The sequence below is a fragment of the Clostridium sp. genome (genome assembly GCF_050717535.1).
GTDB lineage: Bacteria > Bacillota > Clostridia > Clostridiales > Clostridiaceae > Clostridium_AD.
Genome location: NZ_JBOITM010000005.1, coordinates 16,684 through 43,358 on the forward strand (window position 1 = coordinate 16,684; position 26,675 = coordinate 43,358).

A 26,675-nucleotide genomic window follows, 5' to 3' on the forward strand; every position below is an offset into this window, starting at 1 on the left:
GCCACATTTATTAAAAAAGTATATTTTAGGAGGTTTATAATGAATTTTATTAAAAGTAACATAGACAATTTTGTAGAAGCTATTGAGCAACCAATAATGGCTTTAGACATAGATTGTAATGTTTTTTCTATTAATAAATTGGGCCAAGAGTTCTTTGAAAAAAAATTTAAAGTATATGATCCAAAAAAAATAGGAGAAATAATTCTTCAAAGTGAACTTCCACAAATAATGAAAGCTTTTAAGGCTACGAAAGAGATTGATTTACGAATTCAGGGGGAAAAAATAAACTTAAAGGTTTCGCCAATACAAATTGATGTAAGTGAAAAGGGAGCACTAATTATATTTCCTCGCTCAAAAGAGGCTGATTTAGATAAAATACATCTAGACATTTTGGACACAATGTTAAACACAGTAAACGAATGGGTTGTTGTTGTAAATGAAAAAGGAATAATAACTATGATGAGTAAAGCATATAAAGAATTTGTAAATATGGAGGATGTTGTAGGAAAGCATGTTACTGAAGTTATTGAGAATACAAGGATGCATATAGTTGTACAAACGGGTATTCCAGAGATCGGCGAAATACAAGAAATTCGTGGCAATAGAATGGTAGCTATGAGGATTCCTATAATTAAAGAAGGAAAAGTTGTAGGCGCTGTAGGTAAGGTTATGTTTAAAGATATGAGTAATTTTTATTCTATAAGCAAAAAACTGTTCAATCTTGAAAGAGAGATTGAATTCTACAAAAATGAACTTGGAAAAGAAAGGAGAGCAAAGTATTCATTTGAAGATATTATAGGTAGCTCACAGGAAATTCATAAAGTGAAAACAATGGCTGCAAGGGTAGCTAAAACAGATTCAAACGTTTTAATATATGGGGAGAGCGGCACAGGAAAGGAACTCTTTGCCCATGCTATTCATAGTGCTAGTAAAAGAGCTGCTGCACCCTTTATAAAAGTTAATTGCGCAGCTATACCTGCTCAATTACTAGAATCTGAATTGTTTGGATATGAAGAGGGTGCCTTTACTGGAGCTAAAAAAGGTGGTAAAAAAGGTAAGTTTGAATTAGCAAACAATGGGACTATATTGCTTGATGAGATAGGCTATATGCCTATGGATATGCAAGTAAAGCTTTTAAGAGTTATTCAAGAAAAGGAAATTGAAAGAGTAGGAGGGAATGTTGTTAAAAATATTGATTTTAGAATAATAGCTGCTACTAATAAAAACTTAGAAGAGTGCATAAAACATTCAGAATTTAGAGAGGATTTATTTTATAGGCTTGATGTAATGAAGATAACAATTCCTCCCCTAAGGGAAAGAAGAGAGGATATAATTGATCTGTCTAATTTTTTGATGAAAAAGGTTGCCAGTAAGCTAGGGATTTATGCAGAAGGAATTTCTAAGGATGCTATGAATTATTTGCATAATTACAATTGGCCTGGAAACATACGAGAACTAGAGAACGTAATTGAAAGGGCTTTAAATCTAATGGACTCAGAATTATCTATAACTGCAGAGCAACTTCCTGATAGAATATCTAAAAATGAGAAAAAATATTTTGATAGAGGGACTAGTGATTTAAAAGAAATTATTGAGGTAGTGGAAAAAGAAGTTATTGAGGAAAAATTAAAAATAAATAGTGGGAATAAAAATAAGACGGCAAAGCAATTAGGAATTAGTCGGGTAGGATTATATAAAAAAATAGAAAAGTACAATTTAGATAGGTAAATATTTTATCATTATACTTATAATTTTTAAAAAGCTATGTATAGCAATTAAAAGTTATAAGTATATTTTTTGTTTGAAACCATGTGTAAACTTTTATGAAGTCTATTTAGCTATATAGTTTTGAGCATATGTATAAAAATTGTATATGTAAAAAAAATGTACATGCTAGGGTATTTGCAATATAGTCATTTTATGGAAAAATAATAAAAAGCGTATATATATTGAACATATAAAATTCTTGGATTTTGGAACTTTAGTGAGAACAAGGGGCATTTTCTTTCCTAAATAGGAAATAATGAATTATATTAATATTGGCATATAACTTGCTTATAACTATTATAAAGATATGGAATTCATTCAGAAGTAAAATTCTTATTAGGAGGGTAGAATATGGGTTCAAAGATTAAAACACCAAAAGAAGCTATATTGATGATAAAAGATAATGACACAGTAGCCTTTGGAGGATTTATAGGAAATGGTCATCCAGAAGAGATATCTAGAGCATTAGAGGACAATTTTATTGAGACAAGAAAACCTGAAGGATTAACTCTAGTATATGCAGCTGGTCAAGGAGATGGAAAAACCAAGGGCTTAAATCATCTAGGTCATGAAGGTTTAGTTTCAAAAATAATTGGAGGTCATTGGGGACTTGCGCCAAAACTTGCAAAACTAGCTATTGAAAATAAAATTGAGGCTTATAATCTTCCTCAAGGAGTAATCTCTCACCTTTATAGAGATATTGCAGCAGGTAAACCTGGAACTATAACTCATGTTGGTTTAAAAACTTTTGTAGATCCTAGAATTGACGGAGGTAAGTTAAACGATTTTACTGTGGAAGATATAGTTAAAGTTATTAAAATTGACAATAAAGAATACTTGTTTTATAAGGCATTTCCTATAAATGTGGCTATTATTAGAGCTACTTATGCAGATGAGAGTGGAAATGCAACTATGGAAAAAGAAGCAGTAACCTTGGATGGTCTGTCTATGGCACAGGCAGCTAAAAACTCTGGAGGAATTGTAATACTTCAAGTCGAAAAAATTGTAGCAAATGGGTCCCTTGATCCAAGAAAGGTTAAGATACCAGGAATACTTGTGGATGCTATTGTAATAGGAAAACCTGAAAATCATATGCAAACTTTTATTGAACAGTATAACCCATCTTATAATGGAGAAATAAAAATGACAGTGAATAATATGGAAAGTTCAAAACTAGACGAAAGAAAGATAATATCTAGAAGAGCAGCTATGGAACTTACTGCCAATGCCATTACTAACCTTGGAATAGGAATGCCTGAGGGAATATCAATGGTAGCAAATGAAGAAGGTCTTGGACATGAAATAAAACTTACTTTGGAATCAGGTCCTATAGGTGGAATTCCTGCGGGTGGGTTAAGTTTTGGGGCTTCAATAAATCCTGAAAGCATAATAGATCAAAGCAATCAATTCGATTTTTATGACGGAGGAGGTCTTGATGTTGCATTTTTAGGACTTGCTCAATGTGATGAAAATGGAAATATAAATGTGAGTAAATTTGGACCTAAAATTGCAGGCTGTGGTGGTTTTATAAATATAACTCAAAATTCTAAGAAAGTTGTTTTCTGTGGCACGTTTACAGCAGGGGGCTTAGAAGTTGAGATTAAGAATGGAAGACTAAATATTTTACAGGAAGGTAAATCTAATAAATTTATTAAAACTGTTGAGCAAATCACCTTTAGTGGAGAATATGCTATAGATGTAGCTCAACCAGTTTTATATATTACTGAAAGAGCTGTTTTTAAGCTCAGTGATAAAGGCATAATGCTTATTGAAATTGCACCAGGAATTGATCTTGAAAAAGATGTTTTAGCACATATGGGTTTCAAACCTATAATCTCAGAAAGCTTAACTTTTATGGATGAAAGAATTTTTGGAGAGAAAAAGATGGAATTGAAATTTATATCTTAGTTTTTCTAGTTATTGTATTTTATAAATTAATATAAAATAAATCAAATAAAGGGGAGGAAATATTATGTTAGGGGTTATAGGTATTATTATTTCTTTAGCACTTTTAATGTATTTAGCCTATAGAGGAATTTCTGTTCTTATTTTAGCACCGGTTTTAGCACTACTAGCTCTTTTATTCCAGGGTGGACAAACACATCTTTTAGCTACTTATACTGAAGTTTTTATGGTGAATTTTGCAGCATATGCTAAGCAATATTTCCCTATATTCATACTTGGTGCAATATTTGGTAAGGTAATGGATGATTCAGGCGCGGCTAAAGCTATAGCTCATGGCATTAGTAAAAAACTAGGAAAAGGTAAAGCAATATTATCAGTAGTTTTATCTTGTGCAATACTTACCTATGGTGGAGTTTCATTATTTGTTGTTGCCTTTGCTGTATATCCTATTGCAGCGGCATTATTTAGAGAGGCCGATATTCCTAAAAGACTTATACCTGGTTCTATAGCACTAGGTGCTTTTACATTTACTATGACTGCACTTCCAGGAACACCACAAATACAAAATGCTATTCCAATGCCTTTCTTTGGAACAACTGCATATGCTGCACCAGTAATAGGTATTATTGGAGGATCGGTAATGTTTGTTCTTGGTATGTTATGGCTTGAAAGAAGAGCAAAGCAAGCTTTAGCTGCAGGTGAAGGATATGGGAGTCATCCAGACGAAGTAATTAAGGAATTTGATTTATCTAAATTACCTAAGTTTTACTTAGCAATAACTCCAATAGTTATAGTATTAGTCGGTAATTATCTTTTAGGCAAATTTGTGTTTGCTACAATGGATGGTTCATTCTTAAAAGATTTTGGAACTACACTACCCAAAGTACAAGGTATATGGAGTTTAATTTCTTCCTTAGTCATTGCTATAGTGGCTAGTGTTATTATATTTTGGAAAGACTTTGAAAATATTACCACCACAGTTAACAAAGGCGCGATAGGATCATTACTTGCAATTGCAAATACAGCATCGGAAGTTGGTTATGGAAATGTTATTAAAACTCTAGCAGCATTCTCTATAATCCAAGCAGGAATACTTGCAATACCAGGAACACCACTTATTTCATTAGCAGCATCTACTAGTATACTGGCAGGTATAACAGGGTCAGCCTCCGGCGGTTTGAGTATCGCACTTGGATCATTGGGTGAAATATATATGGCAAAAGCCCAAGCACTGGGAATTAATCCGCAAGTATTCCATAGAATAGCAGCCATGGCCTGTGGCGGACTTGATTCACTTCCACATAATGGTGCAGTAATAACTTTATTAGGAATAACAGGTATGACTCATAAACAATCTTATATAGATATAGGAATGTGTACAGTTGTAATTCCACTTATAGCTACAGTAGTGTCTATTATATTTGCTACTATGGGAGTTGTATAAGCAGTTGTGAATTTAAGGTGATGATTTAACCCAGTATAAAGATAAACTTGATACTGGGTTATTATATTTGTATGGAAATTAGTAAAATAAGAGACAGTAATAATATTTAGCATAAAGCAGGTAGTTTTGTGCAGCACAATCCTCATAGAACAGTATAGGATAAATAATATACAAAAAAAAGGGTTATAACACAATTTGTAGAATATAGTATTTTAAGAATATTATGTTAATATTTAATGTTAGTTATAAATTAGCATATATTTTAGTACATGTTTAAAGGGGGATTACCATGATTGAACATATTAGAGTTAAAGAAACAAAGGAACGGGATGTTGATAAAGTTAATAAGAAAAATGAAAGTGAAGAAGTATTTAAAAGAATATTTGAATTGTCTTCTGATCCCATATTTGTTCATTGTGCTGGGAAAATAGTTTTAGCAAATCCTGCAACTGAAAAATTGTTCAATATTAAAGAGTCCAAAGATATAATTGGAAAAAATGTTATGGATTTTATTCATCCAGATTATATTGATATTGCTAGTGGTAGAATTAATACAATATATGAAGGTGGAATGAGTGCACCAATTATTGAAGAAAAGTTTATTTCTAGTGGGGGCACAGTTATAGATGTGGAAATTGGTACCTCTGCCTTTCAGTATAAAAATAAATCTGCAATTTTAGTAATAGCACGAAACATTAACAAAAGAAAAAATATGGAAAGAAACCTAAGGGCAGCTGAAGAAATTATAAAACAAAATCAGGAAAAAACAAGACTTTTAAATCAAGCAATTGAATATGATCAGTTTAGAACTGATTTCTTTGCAAATATATCTCATGAATTAAGAACTCCCATCAATGTTATTTTAGGGACTCTTCAGCTTATGGAGCTAAAATTTAACGAATTATTTAAAGAAAATGATAAAAAAGGCAAGGTATATTTAAAATCTATGAAGCAGAATTGTTATAGATTAGTAAAATTAATTAATAATCTAATAGATGTAACAAAAATAGATGCAGGATATTTTGAAATTCATTTGAATAATTGGAATATAGTTAGTATTATAGAGGAAATAACTTTGTCTGTGGCTGAATATGTTGAGAATAATGGTATATCACTTTTATTTGATACAGAGATGGAAGAAAAAATAATAGCTTGTGATAAAGATAAAATAGAAAGAATAATGTTAAATCTTATTTCGAATGCAATAAAATTCACAAACCTTGGAGGAAATATTAAAGTGATTATATCTGAAAGAAAACATAACTTTGTTGTGTCTGTTGTGGATACTGGTATTGGAATACCAAAAGAAAAGCAACAATCTATTTTTGAAAGATTTATCAGGGTTGACAGGTCTTTGACTAGACACAGAGAAGGCAGTGGTATAGGGTTATCACTAGTTAAGGCTTTAGTAGAGATGCATGGTGGTAAAATATTTTTAGAAAGTGAGATAGGTGTAGGAAGTAATTTTACATTTGAAATTCCTATGAAACAATTGCCTGATAGTGAGGCGGTATATGTTAATAATAATTTAAATGCCAATAACAATCTTGAAGAGATTAATATAGAGTTTTCTGATATATGAATATAGTAACAAGAAATCAGATAATGTGGTTTCCACTATTGACTTTGAAAATTGTAATATTAAATAGAAGGTGTCATCCAATTTGGGTGGTATCTTTTATTTTTATTTTTAATATTTATCATGTTGTAGGTTTGTCACTGCATATAGTTAATAATAAATAATTTTATCTTAGGAGGTAGTAAATGGAATTTAAGAAAATGATAAAGAATGATAGAGAAGCTAAAATCAAAAACAAATTTGAAGGAAGCTTTTTGGAGTATTTAGATATAATTAAAACAGATCCAGATAAGGCTAAACTGTCTCATAAGAGGATGTATGACACAATAATAAAAGATGGTTTTGAAATTTTAAAGCCTGAAGAAAATCAAAGAATAAGAAAAATATATGGGAATGATGTTATAAAGAGGTATGGATTTTTCAAAGAAGACTTTTTTGGAATTGATAAAGTACTCATGAAACTTGTAAGTTATTTTTATTCTGCATCTATGAAGGGAGAAGAATCTAGGCAAGTATTGTATTTAGCAGGTCCTGTAGGAGCTGGGAAGTCATCACTAGTGGAAGCACTAAAAAAAGCTTTTGAAAATACAGAACCAGTATATGTTTTAAAAGGATGCCCTATGAATGAAGAACCATTGCATTTAGTACCTAAACATCTCAGAAAAGAATTCGAAAAAATATTAGGTGTAGAAATTGAAGGAGATCTTTGTCCTGAGTGTAAATATAGGTTACTTCATGAATTTAATGGAGAATATGAAAACTTCCCTGTTACAACCACTTCATTTTCAATAAGATCAAGAAAGGGTATAGGGGTTGTGCCACCAGTAGACCCAAATAATCAAGATACCTCAATTTTAACAGGTTCCGTTGATATATCTAAGATGGATATGTACTCAGAGGATGACCCAAGAGTATTTTCTCTTAATGGAGCATTTAATGTTGGAAATCGAGGTCTCGTAGAATTTATAGAAGTATTTAAAAACGATGTTGAATATCTTCATACCATAATAACCGCAACTCAAGAGAAATCAATACCATCTCCTGGAAAGGGTTCTATGATTTACTTTGATGGTATAATTATTGCCCACTCTAATGAAGCGGAGTGGAATAGATTTAAGTCGGATCATACAAATGAAGCTATTTTAGATAGAATTGTTAAGGTGGAAGTTCCCTATTGCCTTGAGCTAAATGAAGAAATTAAGATTTACGAGAAGATACTTAAAAAGAGTAACTTTAAGCCTCATATAGCACCTCATACTATTGAAACTGCATCAATGTTTGCATTGCTTTCAAGATTTAAACCTTCAAATAAAGTAGATCCTATAACAAAGCTTAAGATTTATAATGGTGAAGAAATAGTAGAAAAAGGAACTACCAAGAAAATGGATATTAGTGAACTCAGGGAAGAAGCAGGTCTTGATGAAGGAATGCATGGAATTTCCACAAGATTTATAGTAAAAGCTATAGATAATGCTATTTCAAATTCAGAATTTGATTGTATTAATCCACTTAGCATTATGGAAAGCATAATTAAATCTGTTAGAGAAATGGACGTTGCTGATGATGAGAAGAAGAAATATATGGGTTTTGTTCAGGATAGTATAAGAAAAGAATACAACAAAATTTTGGAGAAGGAAGTAACTAAGGCTTTTATACACAGCTATAAAGAGCAAGCGGAAAGTTTATTTAATAACTATATTGATAATGCAGAAGCCTATGTAAACAAGGCAAAATTAAAGGATAAAGCTACTGGTGAGGAGCTGATCGCAGATGAATCATTTATGCGCTCAATAGAAGAGCAAATTGGGATATCTGAGAGTTCTTCAAAGGGGTTCAGAAGTGATGTTACATCTTATATGTTTTATGTGGTTAGAAATGGTGGAAAAATCAGATATGAGTCTTATGAGCCTTTAAAGGAAGCCATTGAAAAGAAACTAACAAGTTCCGTTAAAGAACTTTCAAGAATTATAACTAGATCTAGAGTTCGCGATAAGGAGCAAGATGAAAAATATAGCGTAATGGTGGAACAAATGAAGAAAAATGGCTATTGTGATCACTGTTGTGACGTAGTACTTAAATATGCGGCTAATAATTTATGGAAGGACTAATCCTATGGCGATTTTTAGAGATTATAACGTAACCCCCATAGATCATGATAGAGCAGTGGAGGATAGGAGACGACATCGTCAGCTTGTTGAAAAATCTATTAAGGAAAACTTAGGGGATATATTGTCAGAAGAAAGCATTATAGGCCAAAGTGTTGATAAAAAAATCAAGATACCAATAAGAGGTCTTAAGGAATATGAATTTATTTTTGGTAAAAATAAAAGTGGTGTGGGAAGCGGTGATGGGACAGAAAAAGTAGGTCAAGTAATAGGAAAAGAAAAGGCAAAAGGGGAAGGTACAGGTGGTGCAGGTGATGAAGAAGGAGAAGATATTTATGAAACCGAGATAACACTCGAAGATGCACTCAATTACCTGCTGGAAGATTTAGAGCTTCCTGATATGGATAAGAAAAAATTTTCAGAGGTTTTAACTGAAAATGGTATTAAAAGAGCAGGATATCAAAAACATGGTATTAACCCACGTCTTGCTAAAAAAAGAACGGTAGCTGAGAAAATTAAAAGACAACAGTCAAAAAGAAAAGCTTTGATGGAAGCAGAAGAACCAGGGAAAGAAATTCAAAGATTACCCTTTAAAAATGAGGACTTAAGATATCATAGAGTAAAGCAAGTACTAAAAAGAGAATCAAATGCGGTAATTTTATGTGTAATGGATGTATCAGGGTCAATGGATAGCACAAAAAAATATTTGGCCCGTTCATTCTTCTTTGTGCTATCTCAATTTCTTAAATCAAAGTATTCAAATGTAGAGGTTGGTTTTGTTGCACATACAACAGTTGCCAAAGAGGTAAACGAAATTGATTTTTTCCATAAAGTTGAATCAGGAGGGACATATATTTCTAGCGGACTGAATAAAGCTCTAGAAATAATTGAAAAAAGATATAATCCTGAATATTGGAATGTATATGTTTTTTACGTTAGTGATGGAGATAATTGGAAAGAAGACAATGAAAAAGCCATAGAAGCTGCAAAAAATATTTGCAAGGTAAGTAATTTGTTTGGTTATGCTGAGCTTTTGAATAGCTACTATTCTTCTTCTTCTTCCATGAAAAATGTATTCGAAAAGGGAGTAACTAATAAAAATTTTATCTCAGTAGATATAAAGGAAAAACAAGATTTATGGAAAGGTCTTAAATACATGCTAAAAAAAGATGGAGAGAGGTGACATGGATTTGGATTATTCCTTAAAAGACTTAGAAGATTGGAATGAAAAAATCGAGAAAGTAGTAAAAAAAATAGGACTTGATTTCTATCCTCAAGAATTTGAAATGATAGGGTATAAGGATATGCTAGGTTATGAAGCTTATATTGGAATGCCGTCTAGGTATCCTCACTGGAGCTTTGGAAAGTCTTATGAAAAAAATAGCACTGTGTATAAATATAATTTAACTGGACTTCCTTATGAGATGGTTATAAATTCAGATCCGTGTATTGCATATTTAATGAAGGAAAACACACTTTTACTGCAAATACTTACTATAGCGCATGTTTATGGTCATAATGATTTCTTTAAAAATAACAGACTTTTTGTGGAAGGAACTAGAGCATCATCTACAGTAGAAATGTTTAAATTTCATGCAGATATGGTAAGAAGTTATATTAACGATCCTAGTATAGGTTATGAGAAGGTAGAGAGAATACTCGATGCAGCTCATGCCATAAAGCTTCAGACATCTAGGGTCATTGGGGAAAAGAGAATACAAGCGGAGGATCTAAAACAAAGACTTTTAGATGATTATAAAAACAGTAATGAGGTTCATAGTAACTTGGATGCTTATGTGAAACTAGCATTTCCGGATTTAAACAAAATACCTTTGCAGCCTGAGGATGATATTCTATATTTTATAATAAAATATGGAGATATAGAGGAATGGGAAAAAAGTTTATTAGAATTTGTAAGGAAAGAAACTGCTTATTTTCTGCCTCAGATTGAAACGAAAATAATGAATGAAGGTTGGGCTAGTTTTTGGCATTACAATATATTAAAGGAGCTTAAGCTGCCAGATGAACTTTATTTAGAATTTATTAAAAGGCATAATGATGTTATAGCTCCTGGATATGGTTCTATAAACCCATATTTTATAGGATTTAAGATATTTGAAGATATTTTGAAGAGATATGGAAAGGATAAAATATTTGAGGTTAGGGCCATTGAACGGGATGAATCATTTTTAAGAAAGTATCTAACTGAAGAACTGTGCGCAGAACTTAATTTATTTGAATATGCTGCAAAGGATGGAAATTATGTAATTAGTGAAGTGGCTGATGATAGTGGTTTTAAAAACATTAGAAACACTTTAGCTAGTTCTTGCGGTGTAGGAACTGTACCACTTATTCGGGTAGTCGAAATGTCCCAAAAGGACAAAACACTAAACTTAGAGCATGTTTTTGATGGAAGAGAACTAAATACTATTTATGCAGAAGCAACATTGAAGTATATATATGAATTATGGGGCCATACTGTAACTTTAAAAACAACACAACTTGGAAAAGAAGTTATACTTGAATGTGAAAATAAAAAAATATCTGTAAAAAGATAAAAAAATCATCTCAATTTATAGTGAAGGAAAATAAATCACACTGTAGGTTGAGATGTATTTTTTATGTAATTTTTTATAAGATAATATAATAAGTGGAAATGTATCGGCATTTATAGTATGATGTTCTTATAAATTAACTTTTGTCATACAACATGCCACTTGCCACGTGGGTGGCACAATGTTAAAATAAACGAATGCTAGAATAAATAGTATAAGACGGGTTGGTGATTAAACTGAAAAGAAAAAAAGTGAAAAGTAAAAGAATTTTTATTTTAGGTGTATTATTTTCTATAGTATTTATTGCTATTATTAGTAGATTGGGTTATGTAATGATAGTTGATGGGTCTGGATATAAACAACTGGCATTAAATCAGTGGACTAAAACTATAAAAATGGCTCCAAAGAGGGGTACGATTCTGAGTAGAAATGGTTCAGAATTAGCATTAAGTACTGATGTTTATAGGGTTGATGTTGATTTGAATGTATTGAATGTATATTTAACAAATAAAAAAATACCGCAGAAGCAAGTAGTTGCTGAGTTATCAGAGAAATTGAATATTAAAACCAGTGAAGTTCAAAAAAAATTAAATAGCAAAGATAGTAAAGGTAATCTATTTCAATTTGTATTTTTGAAAAGGAAAGTTGGAAAAGCAGCAGTAGATGATATTAAAGCCTTGAAGTATAATGGAATAATAATTTCAAATGATATGGACAGGGTCTATCCCAATGATAACTTTTTATCTCAGGTTATTGGACATATCAATTTAGAGAGGAATGGAATAAGCGGGGTAGAACAAAGTTATAATAATGATTTAGCTGGTGTTCCTGGGGTTAAGGTGGCACAAGTGGATAGGAATAATAATGAGTTGCCTTATACGGAAGCAATAACAGTTAAACCTGTAGATGGAAAGAATTTAACGTTAACTATAGACGAACGAATTCAAGAATTAGCTGAAACAGTAGCTAAAGAAACTTTAGCTCAAAATGGTGCAAAGTCTGTAAGTATAACAATTATGGATCCTCGAAATGGTGAAATTTTAGCTATGGCAAACTCGCCAGGATATAATCCCAATAATCCTTATGCAATGGGGAAAACAGATAGCGAAACACAGGAAACATGGAAGAATAGGGCTGTAAGCAACATGTTTGAGCCAGGATCCATTTTTAAGGTTATAACAGCTGCTGCTGCACTTAAAAATAATTTAGTAACAGATCAGTATAGTTTTCAAAGTAATGGGAGCATTAGGGTTGGAAATACAACTTTGTATAATGATAATAAAGAGGATTATGGAGTTGAGACTTTTTCAGATATTATTAAAAATTCAGATAATGTTGCATTTGTTAAGTTGGGACAAAAGATTGGAAAGGAAAAATTTTTTGATTTTATAAAAGAGGCTGGATTTGGACAGAAAACAGGTATAGATTTGCCTGGTGAGAGCACTGGATTAGTAAAAGATTTTAGTAGTATTAAATCTGTTGATTTTGCAACAATGGCTTATGGACAAGGGATTGCAGTTAGTCAAGTACAGTATATTGCTGCCTTCAATGCAATAGCTAACGGGGGAACGTGGATAAGACCACATGTTATGAAAGACATTTCCCATATGGTAAGTGGTAAAAAAATTGTGGACAAACAGTATGGAAATCTTGATAAGAGAAATGTAATTGATAGTGAAAATGCAGCGCAACTAAGAACTTGTTTAGAAAGTGTTGTTAAGCAAGGAACTGGGGTGGATACCTATATAAAGGGTTACCACATAGCTGGAAAGACAGGGACTGCAATTGCGGTTAATAATGTTACAGGGGGTTACGAACCAGGTAAGTATATAGCATCTTTTGCAGGTATGGCTCCTGCCAGTAACCCAAAAATAACATTGATAGTTACTGTAGAAGAACCAAACTCAGATAAATATTATGCCGCCCAGACAGCAGTACCGGCAGCACGTAAGCTATTTGATGGATTGTTTACAATACTTAATATATCTCCAGATACTAAATGAAAAAGAAAAAAGTATATATACTAGTACTAGCATTTATTGCAGTTAAATTTGTATCTGTAGAACATGTGTTACTTCGAAGATAATTTTATATATTAAGGAGAAAATTAATGAAAAATAAAAAGATATTATTGGCTAATAGTTTACTAGTGCTGGCATTACTATTATTTGTTTCAATGCCTTATTTAGCAATTAAGATACTTAGATTAAAAACACCTATCAGCGGAAATGTTTCACTTTTGCTTTCTGGAGGGGCCAGTATAATAGTGCTGGGAGGTATTGCACTATTATATTGCAGAATTACTAAAAGAAGGTTTGCTAAGGTAATGGTAATAAAGAAAATTTCTGTAAAACAAGTTATGTTAATTATGATGTTAGCAATTGGTACTTATATTTTTGCAATAGGTATTAATTCATTAAGTATGAAATTATTTCCTGTTGCAATAAAAGATAGTATGGCAATATCTAGCTTGCTAAACAATAGTTCAACAGTATTAGGACTATTTGTGGTAATTTTTGTGCCAGCATTTTTTGAAGAAGTGTTTTTTAGAGGGATTTTCCTGGATGCTTACGAAGGTATAAATAAAAAAATAAAATATTTTATAATAATAGTTATATTTGCAACTTTTCATGGCAATATAATGCAAATTATGTATGTATTATTTTTAGGGCTTATATTATTGAAGGTAAGGGAATATACAGGTTCATTATTAGGAAGTATGACACTTCATGCAACAAATAATGCAATATCGTTTATTTTAAGTAAAGTGGCATTGAATTACATGAAACTTATGGATACTGGAATAGACAATGGGGTAATTGATCCAGCAAAAGCAGCTGCCACAGCTGAGACAATGAATGTTAGTATGTCGGTTGTTTTACTTAGAGCCTCAATAGCTTTTCTAATCGGAGGAGCCATATTATTTATATATCTTAGAAAATTGAAAGAATATAAAGAGGAAAAAGAAGATTTAGAGTATATTGAAGAAGAAAAAAATACTATGGGCACAGAATACGATCTGGGAGATAAGTATATTTTAAGAGATGAAAAAAATACTCATACAGATAAAGTGAAATATGTACCATTAGCTATATATTTTGTTGCTATAACTGCATTAGTTGTTCTAAGGTATTAAGTTTCAACGAAAATTTACAACTTGATTATTTTTGTACTTATGATAAAATAAAATAATACAAATTTTATTAATTATCACTTATGAATAATAATAATTTAAATTCGTATAACCCCAATAATAAGGCTTGGGGGTTTCTACCAGGAACCTATAATTCCTGATTACGAAGAAAATACACCTATGTGTATCTTCTTTGTGGTCAGGATTTTTTGTATTTAAAATTATCATTGAAGGTAAATAATAATATTTGTAGTGATTAAATTATTATAAGAGGGGGACAATATGAAACTTGAAGATTTACCAAAAATTGAATTGCATTGCCATTTGGATGGAAGTGTAAGACCTGGGACAATAATTGATATAGCAAAAGATGAGGGTATAAGTATTCCATACTATGACATTGAAAATATCAAAAGAGAAGTGACTGCTCCAGCAGAATGTAAGTCTCTTGATGAGTATCTAAAAAGATTTGAAATTCCTATTTTAATAATGCAATCAAAAGAAAGTTTAAGAAGAATTACCTTTGAACTTCTTGAAGATTGTGCCAAAGAAAATGTAAAATATATTGAAGTTAGATTTGCACCGCTACTTCATGTGAAAAAGGGGTTAAGTATTTACGAAGTAATAGAGAGTGTAATAGCTGGAATTAGAGATGCAGAAGAGAAATATGATATAAAAGGTAACGTAATACTTTCATGTATGAGATTTATGTCTGCAGATAAAGCCATTGAGGTTGTGGAGGCTGGCGTGAAATACTTGTTTAAAGGTGTAGTTGCAATAGATTTATGTGGTTCTGAAGGAGAAGGGTTTTGTGAAAAATTCATAGAACCTATAACACTAGCTAGGGGATATGGGTATAAAGTGACTATTCATGCAGGTGAAACAGGAATAGGTAAAAATGTGCTGGATGCAGTGGAGCTTTTAGGGGCAGAAAGAATTGGACATGGAGTATTTATTAAGGACTGCCCTGAAGCATATAGCATTGTAAAAAATAAAGAAATTACCCTTGAATTGTGTCCAACAAGTAACATTCAAACTAAAGCAATTGATACTTTTAAAAAACACCCAATTTATAGTTTTTATAATGATGGCATAAAGGTGACACTTAATACTGATAATAGAACTGTATCAAACACAAATATGACTAAAGAATGCGAAATATTATTAAGGGAATTTAACATTACTTTTGAGGAATATAAACAAATCTATCTTAATAGTGTAGATGCAGCCTTTGTTGATTTAAAGACAAAGGAATGGCTCAGAAAATATATATAACAATATAGTGAGATATAATGAAAAATAGAGTATTGTTAGAAAGATGTATTTGGTGATATAATAAAATTAGATTAAATAGGTATGAAAATACCCTATTCTTGCAATAGTGCATATGTGCAGAAGAGGCTAAAAAGATTCTCAAATAAAAAATTTGTCGAAAAATAGAGGAAATATGAAACTGTTATAGAATATAATATCTAAGGTAATTGAATATTATTAATAATAAAGAAAATAAAACTATGAGAAAAATAAATAGGAAGGAAGGTGAACAAAATAGATTATAAGAAATTAAAAAAGGATTTGTTGGTTAAGGTCAGTGAATTGGGAGTTAAGTCACCAGTTGCTCCATCAGAAAGTACAAGTGAGACAGACCTTCTTAAATTTGCAAAAGAATATGATCTAAATATTTCAGATTATATAAATGATTAATAAATTAAAGAAGATACAATATAATTCACCAGTGATATTAACTTTTACTTTTTTAGCTCTTATCAGTTATTTGCTATGTTACTTAACAAATGGTGTTTTGACCCGATTTATTTTTTCGAATTATAGAACATCAATTTTGGACCCTATGCAATATGTGAGGCTTTTTTCCTACATATTAGGTCATGCTAACTGGGCTCATTTTTCAGGGAACTTTATAATTATTCTAATAATTGGACCCATGCTAGAAGAAAAATATGGTTCAAAAGTTTTAGTGCAATTAATATTAATAACAGCTTTTGTTACAGGCATAATACACATAATTTTTTCGTCAACTGCTCTTTTGGGCGCAAGTGGCATTGTGTATATGTTTATCATTCTAAGCTCCTTTACAAATGCTGAGAAGGGAAAAATCCCACTGACTTTAATAATCGTGTTTTTTGTATTTGTTGGTAGAGAAATTTTTGGAGGTGCTTTTGCACAAGATAATATCTCTCAACTTGCACATATTATAGGTGGATGCTGTGGAGCATTATTTGCTTTTAAAATTAAACATTAAGAACATATATATAAAGCTAACAATCCTATTGAAGTTTAGGAATGTTAGCTTTTTATTGTAGAGTATTTGTTTAAAGGTATAATTATCTAATTCGTATAATTTGGTATAAAAAATGAAAAAAGGTAAATTTAGTGATATACTATATTAAAAAATCATATAAGCGGGAGACTTTTCTTCTGAAATGTTGTTAAAATAAATAAAATTGGAGATAACAAATATGACAAATGTCAGAAATAAAATTGCTGCAACAATACAAGAAGAATCATGGAAAGGGTATAAATCTATACGTTTTTCAGCAGGTGGATATGAAGCTTTGATGATAACAGATGTAGGAGCCAATATTATAGAATTAAGGGATACTATAAGAGGTTTAAGCTTGCTTAGAACTCCTGAGGATGAAATAGACCTTGAAGTTTTTAAGACTGCACCGCAAGTATATGGTTTGCCAGTATTGTTTCCACCAAATAGAATAAAAGATGGTATTTTTAAAATGGAGGACAGGGTATATAAATTTCCAATAAATGAGCCTAGACTTAACAATTATATACATGGGTTCATTAAAAATGAAAAATGGAAGATATCTAGAAGTGAAATTATTGAGGCAGAAACTGTTGAAATAGAGGCTGTTTTTGATTTTGATAAAAAACATGAATTTTATAAGTATTTCCCGCATGCCTTTCAGTTTAAATTGGTTTATAATCTTTCGAGTAATGGGTTAAGGCAGAAAGCAAGTATCATTAATTTAAGTAGTGAAAAAATGCCAATGGGAATAGGATTTCACACAGCATTTAATATACCTTTTCATCCAGAAAGTGTGGAGGAAGATTATAGATTAATAGCATCAATAGATAAGAGATGGGAACAGGACGGGCGAAACTTACCCACAGGAAAAATTTTAGACTTAACTACTTATGAAAAACAATATGTAAATAAAGGTATAAATCCATTAGCCTGTAGCCTAGAATCTCATTATACAATAAAAGATATGGATATAAATGGGGAATCATTTCACGGAGCAATAATTGAGGACACTTATAAAAAACTAAGATTAAATTATGAAATGGGTAATGATTATAAGCATATGGTAATATGGAATGATAAGGGCGATAAAAATTACGTATGCGTAGAACCTCAAACTTGTGCAATAAATGCTGCAAATATAAATTTAGAAAATAGCATTACGGGATTTAAAACTTTACTTCCTAATGAGACTTGGAGTGAGCAATGCAAAATATATGTAGAGGATATGCGAGGAGATTTATAAATAGCAGGTAATATTATCAAATTATTGTGAATTGCCAACTAATATTAATGAATATAGTCTATAATAAATTAAACATATGATTTTAAGGTTAATATAGGTTTAATTTAAAATCAAGCATTTAAGTGAAAGGGGGATAAATAATGGCTATAGATAAAGTATATGAGTATTTAAAAAAATGGGGTGTAGATAAAGATATTCTAGAATTTGAAACATCTAGTGCTACTGTTGAACTAGCAGCGCAGACCTTAGGTGTTGAGCCTGCAAGAATTGCTAAGACCATTTGTTTTAAGAATGGAGAAAGTGCTATGTTAATAGTTACAGCAGGAGATGTAAAAACAGATAATAGAAAATTTAAGGATGAATTTGGGTTTAAGGCAAAGATGTTAACAGCCGACGAGACTTTACAATTCACTGGACATGCAGTAGGAGGGGTTTGTCCCTTTGGACTTGAAAATAATATACCCGTATTTTTAGATGAATCTCTTAAAAGATTTGAAACTGTTTACCCTGCCTGTGGAAGTAGTAATTCAGCTATTAAATTAACATGCCAGGAGTTACATGAATATTCTTTAAATAAAAAATGGGTTAACGTTGGTAAAGACTAGGAATTACCATAATATGGAGCAACTTTATATAATTTGTACTATGTTAAACCGTATCCTCTTATATTTAAGTAGAAAATATGCTATAATGTAAACTATAGATACTTATAATTAAACAATAATAACATTAAGAGGTCAAACTCTTTTGGATTCTTTATTGGAAAAAATAAGGTTTCAGATTTATGTTCTGGGCCTTTTTACTTTTGAGAGGGAACTGCGAGCTTGTGTAGAAATTATATAACGATGGATAAAATAAACAGGGAACTTGTACTTTGTATGTTGCCTGGCGGGGTAAGAAAGAAGGAAAAGAAAGATGATAAAGCTCCAGGAGATATATAAAATTTGTGAATTCTGTGAAAAGCAAAACAGAAAAAATGGTATTGTGAAACTAATAGAAAAAGGCTATAGTGAGAACACCGCAACAAAATATTACAATATTTGGAGGAGACATTATATGGATTCTAGTAGTGAGGACTTGACACTTTCAGGTATTTATATAAAGACTAGTAAAGAAACAAAACTTTTAGAAGAGTGTACATTTGTGGAACGTCAAAAATATTTGGAAGCTTTAAGTAAAGAGCAACTTGTTAAAATAGCACAAGCAGTGCTTAAATAATAATATAAAGCAAAAACTGTTAAATATAAGTAATTTCGCAAGAATAGATAAAAATGGTGGAGATAGGGGGAGTCGAACCCCCGACCTTCTACATGCGAAGCAGACGCGCTCCCAACTGCGCTATACCCCCATATCTAATTTTTTTAAATCTATCACTTTTGATTATACCACCATTTAGGATTATTCTCCACATTATTCATTAATTAAAATAATTTTCTGAATTCAATAATAAAGTATAAATAACTAATTAAAGAATAACGAATAATAACGAATATATCCAATTATTTTAAATTGAAATGCAAATATATAGCTGATTTAGTGATATAATAGTAGTTAGAAAACTTAATGTTAAGCACCCATAAATGAAACTTTTATGCTGGTAAAACGGTAAATGGTTTTTTAACTTATTTATATGGGTGTTTTTTTGCATATCTTAAATTAATAGTAAGAAATAATAAAATAAAATAAAGGAAGTGCTGTTTACATGGACATAGAAAAACTAACAATAAAGGTTCAACAATCATTAAATGAGGCTCAATTAATAGCTGTAAAAAATAATCATCAGCAAATAGATACAATACATTTATTTGCAGCACTTATAGCTCAAGAGGATGGGCTCATTCCTAATATATTTAGTAAAATGGGAGTGAATATAAGGCAACTTAATGAGGATATTAACAAGGCCTTAGAACGTATGCCGAGAGTTACAGGAAGTGGCGCAGATACTGGGTCTGTTTATGCAACTAGAAGATTTGAAGAAGTATTTGTAAAAGCAGAAGATGAAGCTAAAAAGTTTAAAGATTCTTTTATAAGTGTAGAACATGTAATGCTTGGGCTTATGGATGTTAATACTAAAGAAATTGCAGAAATTTTGAAGAAATTTAATATAACTAAAGAAGAATTTTTGAATGCACTTTCGAAAGTCAGGGGAAATCAAAGGGTAGAAAATCCAGATCCAGAAGGTACTTATGAGGCACTAGTTAAATATGGTTCAAATCTTGTGGAGCAAGCTAAGAAACATAAGCTAGATCCTGTTATAGGAAGAGATGATGAAATTCGACGTGTTATAAGAATACTTTCTAGAAGAACTAAAAATAATCCGGTGCTTATAGGAGAACCTGGAGTAGGTAAAACTGCTATAGTGGAAGGGCTTGCCCAAAGAATTGTAAAGGGAGATGTGCCAGAAGGCCTTAAAAATAAAATAGTATTCTCTTTAGATATGGGAGCTCTTATTGCTGGAGCTAAATTTAAAGGTGAATTTGAAGAAAGACTTAAAGCAGTGCTTAAGGAAGTAGAAACTAGTGAAGGAAAAATAATTCTATTTATAGATGAAATTCATAATATAGTGGGAGCAGGCAAATCAGAGGGATCTATGGATGCAGGTAACATGATAAAACCACTACTTGCCAGAGGAAGTCTTCATTGTATTGGGGCAACTACTTTTGATGAATATAGAAAATACTTAGAGAAAGATAAGGCCTTAGAGAGAAGATTTCAGCCAGTAACTATTGATGAGCCTACTGTGGAAGATTCTGTTTCCATACTTAGAGGTCTTAAAGAAAAATTCGAAATATATCATGGTATAAGAATTCATGATTCAGCTATAGTAGCCGCAGCAAAATTGTCGGATAGATATATAACCGGAAGATTTCTTCCAGATAAGGCAATAGATCTTATAGATGAGGCTTGTGCTATGATAAGAACTGAAATAGATAGTATGCCAACTGAGATGGACATGACTAAACGTAAGATATTTCAACTGGAAATTGAAAAAAAAGCACTGTCTAAAGAAAATGACCAGGCTTCAAAGAAGAGACTTGATGTACTAGAGAAAGAGTTAAGCAATTTAAAAGATAAAGATAATGAAATGACAGCAAAATATGAAAAAGAAAAATCTAAAATAGTTGAAATTAGAAAATTAAAAGAAAAGTTAGGTGTAGCGCGAGGGGAAATAGAAAAATCAGAAAGAGAATACGATTTAACTAAGGTGGCAGAGCTTAAATATGGAGTAATTCCAAAACTGGAAGCTGAGATAAAAGAGAAAGAAGAAAGCATACATGAAAATAATGAAACTGCTATGCTTAAAGAAGAAGTAACAGAGAAAGAAATTTCACAGATAGTATCAAAATGGACCGGAATACCTGTGACAAATTTGGTAGAAGGAGAAAGGAAAAAGCTCCTAAGACTGGAAGAGGTGTTATCAGAAAGGGTAATTGGACAAAAAGAAGCAGTTACTGCAGTTTCAAATGCCGTTATTCGCGCAAGGGCAGGAATGAAGGATCCAAGAAGACCTATTGGTTCATTTATATTCCTTGGACCTACTGGTGTTGGAAAAACTGAACTTGCAAAAACACTAGCTAAAACACTATTTGATAGTAAAGATAATATAATAAGAATAGACATGTCAGAATATATGGAAAAATATTCTGTGTCAAGACTTATAGGAGCTCCACCTGGTTATGTAGGATATGAAGAGGGAGGTCAACTTACTGAAGCTGTGAGGAGAAAACCCTACAGTGTTGTTTTGTTTGATGAAATAGAAAAAGCTCATGAAGATGTGTTTAATATATTTCTTCAGATACTAGATGATGGAAGGCTAACAGATAATCAAGGAAAGATTGTGAATTTTAAAAACTGCATAATAATTATGACTTCAAATATTGGAAGTGACTATCTTCTTGAAAACAAAGAAAGTGGAAGTATTCAGCAAAATATTCGAGATAGGGTTATGAGTGAACTTAAGACTAAATTTAAACCAGAATTCTTAAATAGATTAGATGATGTTATATTATTTAAACCACTAGATACTAAAGAAATAAAAGGTATAGTAGATATATTTCTTGAAGAAATTAAAAATAGGCTTAAAGATAAAAATATAACAATGAAAGTAACCGAGGATGCAAAAGAACTTATGGCAAGAGAGGGTTATGATCCAATCTATGGTGCACGTCCATTAAAGAGATACATTGAAAATGCCTTAGAAACAAATATTGCTAAAAAAATTATTAGGGGAGACATAGTTGATGGCTCTACTATCGGGGTGGATGCCAAAGACCAGCAAATTGTAATAGAAAAAATTTAATAAATCACTACCAAAAATACCAGTTAGTTAGAGCCAATACTTATATTGGCTCTATTTGTGGTTGTATGACTAAACACTTATAGCCTAAATTAAACTTTAGCTAGTCAAATATTAGAGTTATATAAATAACTCTAATATAAACTTTTGAAAAGAACTTTATAAAATCACTTTAAAAAGTTCCGTATAACTGTTATAATGAAAACAGAGGCATTGAAAATGTAAACAATTTCATGAATAAACTATTAATATTTAAACGAAAGGAAAGATAAATATGATTATTAAAAGAGTTATAGATAATGAGTTCAGGAAATATGGACAAGTATTAAAAAATTACAATTGTAGCGAACTAATTGAAAAAATGAAAAGTACTCCACTGCCAAGGGATGTAATCTACGAACCATCAATTAAAGAATTAGAAAATTTGAAAATTGCTGAAGATTTAGGAGTAAGAGAATTTGGTGGATTACCAATCCAAATAGGATATTGTAACGGTAATAATTATTTGTTAAATGCAGTTGAATATCATCGCTCATCTGAGATAAATGTTGCAGTATCTGATCTGATCTTACTTTTAGGTTGTCAGCAAGATATTAAAGAGGATTATTCATATGATACTACGAATATAGAAGCTTTTTTAATTCCAGCTGGTACTATAATAGAGGTTTATGCAACTACACTTCATTATGCGCCTTGTAATGCAAATGAAAGTGGATTTAGATGTGTGGTTGTATTGCCTAGGGATACTAATTTGCCACTGGAAAATAGAATTAATAAATCCGGTGAGGATGCTTTACTATTTGCTAGAAACAAATGGCTAATAGGCCACAGTGATACGGATTTAGGAGCTCAAGGAACATTTATTGGATTAATAGGTGAAAATATTTCAATAAAATAAAAAAGTTCAAAGCACAAAGCATAAAAATGACTATTCATAATAAAACAATGGGAGGAATGAAAAATGAAAAATTTACCACAATTAAAATTAGGAATTGTTGCAGTAAGCAGGGATTGTTTTCCAATGGAGTTATCTGAAAGTCGTAGGAAGGCAGTAGTTGAAAATTTTAAAAAATCTAATGTGGATATATTTGAATGTTTAACTACTGTGGAAAATGAAACACATATGTTAAAAGCATTAAAAGAAGTTAAAGAAGCTGGGGTAAATGCATTAGTAGTATATCTTGGAAATTTTGGTCCCGAAACTTCAGAAACCTTACTCGCAAAACAATTTGGTGGACCAGTGATGTTTGCTGCGGCTTCTGAGGAAAGTGGTGATAATTTAATGAATGGCCGTGGGGATGCTTATTGTGGAATGTTAAATGCAAGTTACAATTTAGCATTACGTAATATAAAGGCTTTTATTCCTGAATATCCTGTTGGAACAGCTAGCGAAGTTGCTGATATGATTTCAGAATTTGTACCAGTTGCTACTACATTACTTGGACTTGAAAAGTTAAAAATAATATCTTTCGGACCTCGTCCACAAGATTTTTTAGCATGTAATGCACCAATTAAGCAATTATATAATTTAGGAGTTGAAATAGAAGAAAATTCAGAACTTGATTTATATGCAGCTTTCAACGCTCATGCTAATGATTCAAGAATTCCAGAAGTAATAGCTAGCATGGAAAGTGAATTAGGTAAAGGAAATAAAATGCCAGGTATACTGCCAAAGCTTGCACAATATGAAATAACATTGCTCGATTGGATGGAAGCACATAAAGGCTCAAGAGAATATGTTGTTTTTGCAAATAAATGTTGGCCATCATTCCAAACACAATTTGGATTTGTACCTTGTTATGTAAATAGTCGTTTAACTGCTATGGGAATTCCTGTATCCTGTGAAGTTGATATTTATGGGGCATTAAGTGAATATATAGGAACTTGCATAAGCCAAGATGTTGTTACATTACTAGATATTAATAATACAGTACCAGCTGATATGTATGAATCAGAAATTAAAGGCAAATTTGATTATACAATAAAAGATACATTTATGGGATTCCATTGTGGTAACACAGCAGCTTGCAAGTTAACAAGTGGAACTATGAAAAATCAAAAGATTATGGCAAGAGCACTAGAACCTAATGTAGAACCAAACATAACTCGCGGAACACTTGAAGGAGATATTATTCCTGGTGAAATAACGTTCTTCCGTTTACAAAGCAATGCAGAAGCAGAACTCACAGCATATGTAGCAGAAGGTGAAGTACTACCAGTTGCAACTCGTTCATTTGGTTCTATTGGTGTTTTTGCAATACCTGAGATGGCAAGATTCTATCGTAATGTGTTAATCGAAAAGAGATATCCACATCATGGTGCGGTTGCATTTGGCCATTATGGAAAAGCAATTTACAATTTATTTAAATACTTAGGAGTTAACGAATTATCTTTTAATCAACCAAAAGGAATGCTTTATAAATCAGAAAATCCTTTTAAATAATAGATAGTAAAATGTATATGAAGTATTAGCATTAAAACCTAGGAGGATGTAGAAATGAAATTATTTATTGATACAGCTAATGTAGAAGATATTCGTGAAGCTAACGATATGGGTGTTATTTGTGGGGTAACTACTAACCCTTCCCTAATTGCAAAAGAAGGCAGAGATTTTAAAGAGGTTATAAAAGAAATAGTATCTATTGTAGATGGACCTATAAGCGGAGAAGTTATTTCGTTAGATTCAAAAGGTATGATAAAAGAAGGAAGAGAAATAGCTAAAATTCACAAAAATATGATTGTTAAAATTCCAATGACGCAGGACGGTCTTAAGGCTGTTAAAGTACTTTCAAAAGAAGGTATAAAAACTAATGTAACATTAATATTCTCAGCAGGACAAGCATTACTTGCTGCAAGAGCAGGCGCTACTTATGTAAGTCCATTTATCGGAAGGCTTGATGACATAAATGCTAATGCTATGGATTTAATAAGAACTATCGTCACAATATTTAAGGTACACGGAATAGATACTGAAATAATTGCAGCTAGTATAAGAAATCCAATGCATGTAACAGATGCAGCAGTTGCAGGTGCTCATATTGCTACAGTGCCTCTTAAAATAATTAAACAAATGATAAGACATCCATTAACAGATAGTGGAATAGAGAAGTTTGCTAAAGATTGGAAAGAAACTTTCGGTAAATAATAAGGATGGATTTAATGAAAAGGCTAGAAGAGCAGTTGGGTTGCAGATTATTGTGCAGCTTGACTGCTTTTATGTACTTAAAAATAATTATATTAGGGATTCTTATTAAGTTGTTACTTTAAATATATATATAATGTTCAAAAAAATCAAAACACTATACATAAAACCCTTTACATTGCAAATATGATGTGGTAAACTAACATTAATGAACTTGCATACAAGTATGCAAGAATGCAAGAAGCTGATTGTACAATATAAAGATAGATTTAAATTTGTTTAAAATCTTTATGTGTTAAGTTAGAATCAAGTTAAAATTTAATGAGGATGTGTTAATGTGAGCAATCAACAATTTCAGAGTATGAATAGCGATGAGATTTACTTTGCACTAAAGGAGGATATTGTTAATCTACAACTTTATCCTGGTCAACTTATTAGTGAAAATGAAATTTCAAGACAGTATAATGTGTCAAGAACTCCAGTGAAGACAGCTTTTTTAAGGCTAAGGAGTGAGAAATTCATAGAAATTGTTCCTCAAAAGGGAACTTACGTGACATTACTTGATATGGAGTTAATAAAGGAAATAATATATATGCGTACAGTGCTTGAAAGCAGAGTAATAGTGGATATTTTCGAAAATATTAATAATGATCTAATTGATAAATTATCTATAAACCTTGAAAGACAGAAAGAGATAGTTGAAAAACCTGTGATAGATTCAAGTGAATATTACCAAGCTGATTATGAATTTCATGCTATTTGCTTTGATTTTGCGGGGAAAACAAGATTATGGAAAATAATACAAGAATCCCAGGTTTATTACTCGAGATTTATGAGACTTGATATTGTTGCATCAGGACCTTTTAAAAAATTATATGAAGAACATTGTGAATTGTTCAAAGCTATTGAACATTCTGATAAGGATAAGGTAGAGGAGGTTATCTATCGTCATCTCCATGGAAATATTGATAGACTTGGAGATAAGATTAACAATGAATTCAAAGAATATTTTATTTGAGGAGAGTTTTTGATTACTCAAATATTTGTCTGGATATTAGTATGGAATGATTGTTTTAAATTTGATTGTATGGAATTATATACCTTAGTTTAATTTAGCTATGATGAATATGAATTCGACAAAAGGTGGAGAAATTCTTGCATATACATGATTGCAAGCGTTGTAATCAAATGATTACAAGGTTACGCAATTAATTTACAAATAAT

The 26,675-nt window shown here is 31.3% G+C and carries 20 protein-coding genes, 1 tRNA gene and 1 riboswitch; of the genes, 20 read left to right on the plus strand and 1 reads right to left on the minus strand.

The genetic code is table 11. The features are described 5' to 3' along the window. Positions 1 to 96 precede the first annotated feature (96 nt). The 15 genes from ACREVU_RS01210 to ACREVU_RS01280 all read left to right on the plus strand — a co-directional run bounded on the left by ACREVU_RS01210 (position 97) and on the right by ACREVU_RS01280 (position 19,230). A complete protein-coding gene (locus ACREVU_RS01210) occupies positions 97 to 1,728 on the plus strand; it encodes a sigma-54 interaction domain-containing protein (protein ID WP_431549840.1) in 1,632 nt (543 codons plus the stop codon). 390 nt (positions 1,729 to 2,118) lie between these two features. Continuing rightward, positions 2,119 to 3,675 (plus strand): acyl CoA:acetate/3-ketoacid CoA transferase, encoded by a 1,557-nt coding sequence (locus ACREVU_RS01215; protein ID WP_431549813.1) that lies wholly within the window; start codon positions 2,119 to 2,121, stop codon positions 3,673 to 3,675. A gap of 64 nt (positions 3,676 to 3,739) precedes the next feature. Then, the gene (locus tag ACREVU_RS01220) at positions 3,740 to 5,116 is read left to right on the plus strand and encodes a GntP family permease (protein WP_431549814.1); all 1,377 of its coding nucleotides are present in this window, start codon (positions 3,740 to 3,742) and stop codon (positions 5,114 to 5,116) included. Positions 5,117 to 5,405: 289 nt separating this feature from the next. Further along, positions 5,406 to 6,698, plus strand: coding sequence for a sensor histidine kinase (locus ACREVU_RS01225; RefSeq protein ID WP_431549815.1), 1,293 nt, complete (start codon positions 5,406 to 5,408; stop codon positions 6,696 to 6,698). A gap of 182 nt (positions 6,699 to 6,880) precedes the next feature. Beyond that, positions 6,881 to 8,803 (plus strand): serine protein kinase, encoded by a 1,923-nt coding sequence (locus tag ACREVU_RS01230; RefSeq protein ID WP_431549816.1) that lies wholly within the window; start codon positions 6,881 to 6,883, stop codon positions 8,801 to 8,803. 4 nt (positions 8,804 to 8,807) lie between these two features. After that, positions 8,808 to 9,983, plus strand: coding sequence for a sporulation protein YhbH (gene yhbH, locus ACREVU_RS01235; RefSeq protein WP_431549817.1), 1,176 nt, complete (start codon positions 8,808 to 8,810; stop codon positions 9,981 to 9,983). 7 nt (positions 9,984 to 9,990) lie between these two features. Then, positions 9,991 to 11,358 (plus strand): SpoVR family protein, encoded by a 1,368-nt coding sequence (locus ACREVU_RS01240; RefSeq protein ID WP_431549841.1) that lies wholly within the window; start codon positions 9,991 to 9,993, stop codon positions 11,356 to 11,358. 248 nt (positions 11,359 to 11,606) lie between these two features. After that, positions 11,607 to 13,358, plus strand: coding sequence for a peptidoglycan D,D-transpeptidase FtsI family protein (locus ACREVU_RS01245; RefSeq protein WP_431549818.1), 1,752 nt, complete (start codon positions 11,607 to 11,609; stop codon positions 13,356 to 13,358). A gap of 107 nt (positions 13,359 to 13,465) precedes the next feature. Further along, entirely contained in the window at positions 13,466 to 14,491 is a 1,026-nt protein-coding gene (locus ACREVU_RS01250; protein WP_431549819.1) for a CPBP family intramembrane glutamic endopeptidase, read from the plus strand. An 81-nt stretch (positions 14,492 to 14,572) separates the two neighbouring features. Continuing rightward, a riboswitch (purine riboswitch) is annotated at positions 14,573 to 14,672 on the plus strand. 98 nt (positions 14,673 to 14,770) lie between these two features. Next, positions 14,771 to 15,763 carry an adenosine deaminase gene (add, locus tag ACREVU_RS01255; RefSeq protein ID WP_431549820.1) on the plus strand — a complete coding sequence of 331 codons (993 nt, stop codon included), beginning with the start codon at positions 14,771 to 14,773 and terminating at the stop codon, positions 15,761 to 15,763. A gap of 264 nt (positions 15,764 to 16,027) precedes the next feature. Further along, entirely contained in the window at positions 16,028 to 16,192 is a 165-nt protein-coding gene (locus ACREVU_RS01260; protein ID WP_431549821.1) for a hypothetical protein, read from the plus strand. A 145-nt stretch (positions 16,193 to 16,337) separates the two neighbouring features. Further along, positions 16,338 to 16,748 (plus strand): rhomboid family intramembrane serine protease, encoded by a 411-nt coding sequence (locus ACREVU_RS01265; RefSeq protein ID WP_431549842.1) that lies wholly within the window; start codon positions 16,338 to 16,340, stop codon positions 16,746 to 16,748. A gap of 217 nt (positions 16,749 to 16,965) precedes the next feature. Next, positions 16,966 to 18,012: an aldose 1-epimerase gene (locus ACREVU_RS01270; RefSeq protein ID WP_431549822.1), complete on the plus strand. Its 1,047-nt coding sequence runs from the start codon at positions 16,966 to 16,968 to the stop codon at positions 18,010 to 18,012. Between the two features lie 140 nt (positions 18,013 to 18,152). Next, entirely contained in the window at positions 18,153 to 18,617 is a 465-nt protein-coding gene (locus tag ACREVU_RS01275) for a YbaK/EbsC family protein (protein ID WP_431549823.1), read from the plus strand. Between the two features lie 451 nt (positions 18,618 to 19,068). Then, complete coding sequence (locus tag ACREVU_RS01280) at positions 19,069 to 19,230, plus strand: hypothetical protein (RefSeq protein ID WP_431549824.1); 162 nt, start codon at positions 19,069 to 19,071, stop codon at positions 19,228 to 19,230. A 54-nt stretch (positions 19,231 to 19,284) separates the two neighbouring features. Here the strand turns inward: ACREVU_RS01280 and ACREVU_RS01285 are convergent. Further along, positions 19,285 to 19,360, minus strand: a tRNA-Ala gene (locus ACREVU_RS01285). A gap of 354 nt (positions 19,361 to 19,714) precedes the next feature. On the opposite strand from ACREVU_RS01285, the gene clpB reads away from it, so the two are divergent. The 5 genes from clpB (at position 19,715) to ACREVU_RS01310 (ending at position 26,469) form a co-directional block, all read left to right on the plus strand. After that, the gene (clpB, locus tag ACREVU_RS01290) at positions 19,715 to 22,312 is read left to right on the plus strand and encodes an ATP-dependent chaperone ClpB (RefSeq protein ID WP_431549825.1); all 2,598 of its coding nucleotides are present in this window, start codon (positions 19,715 to 19,717) and stop codon (positions 22,310 to 22,312) included. A gap of 271 nt (positions 22,313 to 22,583) precedes the next feature. Further along, positions 22,584 to 23,207 carry a DUF4867 family protein gene (locus ACREVU_RS01295; RefSeq protein ID WP_431549826.1) on the plus strand — a complete coding sequence of 208 codons (624 nt, stop codon included), beginning with the start codon at positions 22,584 to 22,586 and terminating at the stop codon, positions 23,205 to 23,207. A 63-nt stretch (positions 23,208 to 23,270) separates the two neighbouring features. Beyond that, on the plus strand, positions 23,271 to 24,752 hold the full coding sequence (locus ACREVU_RS01300; RefSeq protein ID WP_431549827.1) for an L-fucose/L-arabinose isomerase family protein: 1,482 nt from the start codon (positions 23,271 to 23,273) through the stop codon (positions 24,750 to 24,752). A 54-nt stretch (positions 24,753 to 24,806) separates the two neighbouring features. Further along, positions 24,807 to 25,454, plus strand: a complete 648-nt coding sequence (fsa, locus tag ACREVU_RS01305; protein WP_431549828.1) for a fructose-6-phosphate aldolase — start codon at positions 24,807 to 24,809, stop codon at positions 25,452 to 25,454. A 358-nt stretch (positions 25,455 to 25,812) separates the two neighbouring features. Next, positions 25,813 to 26,469 (plus strand): GntR family transcriptional regulator, encoded by a 657-nt coding sequence (locus ACREVU_RS01310; protein ID WP_431549829.1) that lies wholly within the window; start codon positions 25,813 to 25,815, stop codon positions 26,467 to 26,469. Positions 26,470 to 26,675: the final 206 nt, after the last annotated feature.

Excerpts from the sequence above, each read along its gene's own strand:
- ACREVU_RS01310 (WP_431549829.1), top strand. The coding sequence starts at position 25,813 with ATGAATAGCGATGAGATTTACTTTGCACTAAAGGAGGATATTGTTAAT.
- ACREVU_RS01300 (WP_431549827.1), top strand. The coding sequence starts at position 23,271 with ATGAAAAATTTACCACAATTAAAATTAGGAATTGTTGCAGTAAGCAGG.
- ACREVU_RS01265 (WP_431549842.1), top strand. The coding sequence starts at position 16,338 with ATGCAATATGTGAGGCTTTTTTCCTACATATTAGGTCATGCTAACTGG.
- ACREVU_RS01270 (WP_431549822.1), top strand. The coding sequence starts at position 16,966 with ATGACAAATGTCAGAAATAAAATTGCTGCAACAATACAAGAAGAATCA.
- ACREVU_RS01230 (WP_431549816.1), top strand. The coding sequence starts at position 6,881 with ATGGAATTTAAGAAAATGATAAAGAATGATAGAGAAGCTAAAATCAAA.
- ACREVU_RS01295 (WP_431549826.1), top strand. The coding sequence starts at position 22,584 with ATGATTATTAAAAGAGTTATAGATAATGAGTTCAGGAAATATGGACAA.
- ACREVU_RS01215 (WP_431549813.1), top strand. The coding sequence starts at position 2,119 with ATGGGTTCAAAGATTAAAACACCAAAAGAAGCTATATTGATGATAAAA.
- ACREVU_RS01210 (WP_431549840.1), top strand. The coding sequence starts at position 97 with ATGGCTTTAGACATAGATTGTAATGTTTTTTCTATTAATAAATTGGGC.
- yhbH (WP_431549817.1), top strand. The coding sequence starts at position 8,808 with ATGGCGATTTTTAGAGATTATAACGTAACCCCCATAGATCATGATAGA.
- add (WP_431549820.1), top strand. The coding sequence starts at position 14,771 with ATGAAACTTGAAGATTTACCAAAAATTGAATTGCATTGCCATTTGGAT.
- clpB (WP_431549825.1), top strand. The coding sequence starts at position 19,715 with ATGGACATAGAAAAACTAACAATAAAGGTTCAACAATCATTAAATGAG.
- ACREVU_RS01275 (WP_431549823.1), top strand. The coding sequence starts at position 18,153 with ATGGCTATAGATAAAGTATATGAGTATTTAAAAAAATGGGGTGTAGAT.
- ACREVU_RS01280 (WP_431549824.1), top strand. The coding sequence starts at position 19,069 with ATGGATTCTAGTAGTGAGGACTTGACACTTTCAGGTATTTATATAAAG.
- fsa (WP_431549828.1), top strand. The coding sequence starts at position 24,807 with ATGAAATTATTTATTGATACAGCTAATGTAGAAGATATTCGTGAAGCT.
- ACREVU_RS01225 (WP_431549815.1), top strand. The coding sequence starts at position 5,406 with ATGATTGAACATATTAGAGTTAAAGAAACAAAGGAACGGGATGTTGAT.
- ACREVU_RS01220 (WP_431549814.1), top strand. The coding sequence starts at position 3,740 with ATGTTAGGGGTTATAGGTATTATTATTTCTTTAGCACTTTTAATGTAT.
- ACREVU_RS01250 (WP_431549819.1), top strand. The coding sequence starts at position 13,466 with ATGAAAAATAAAAAGATATTATTGGCTAATAGTTTACTAGTGCTGGCA.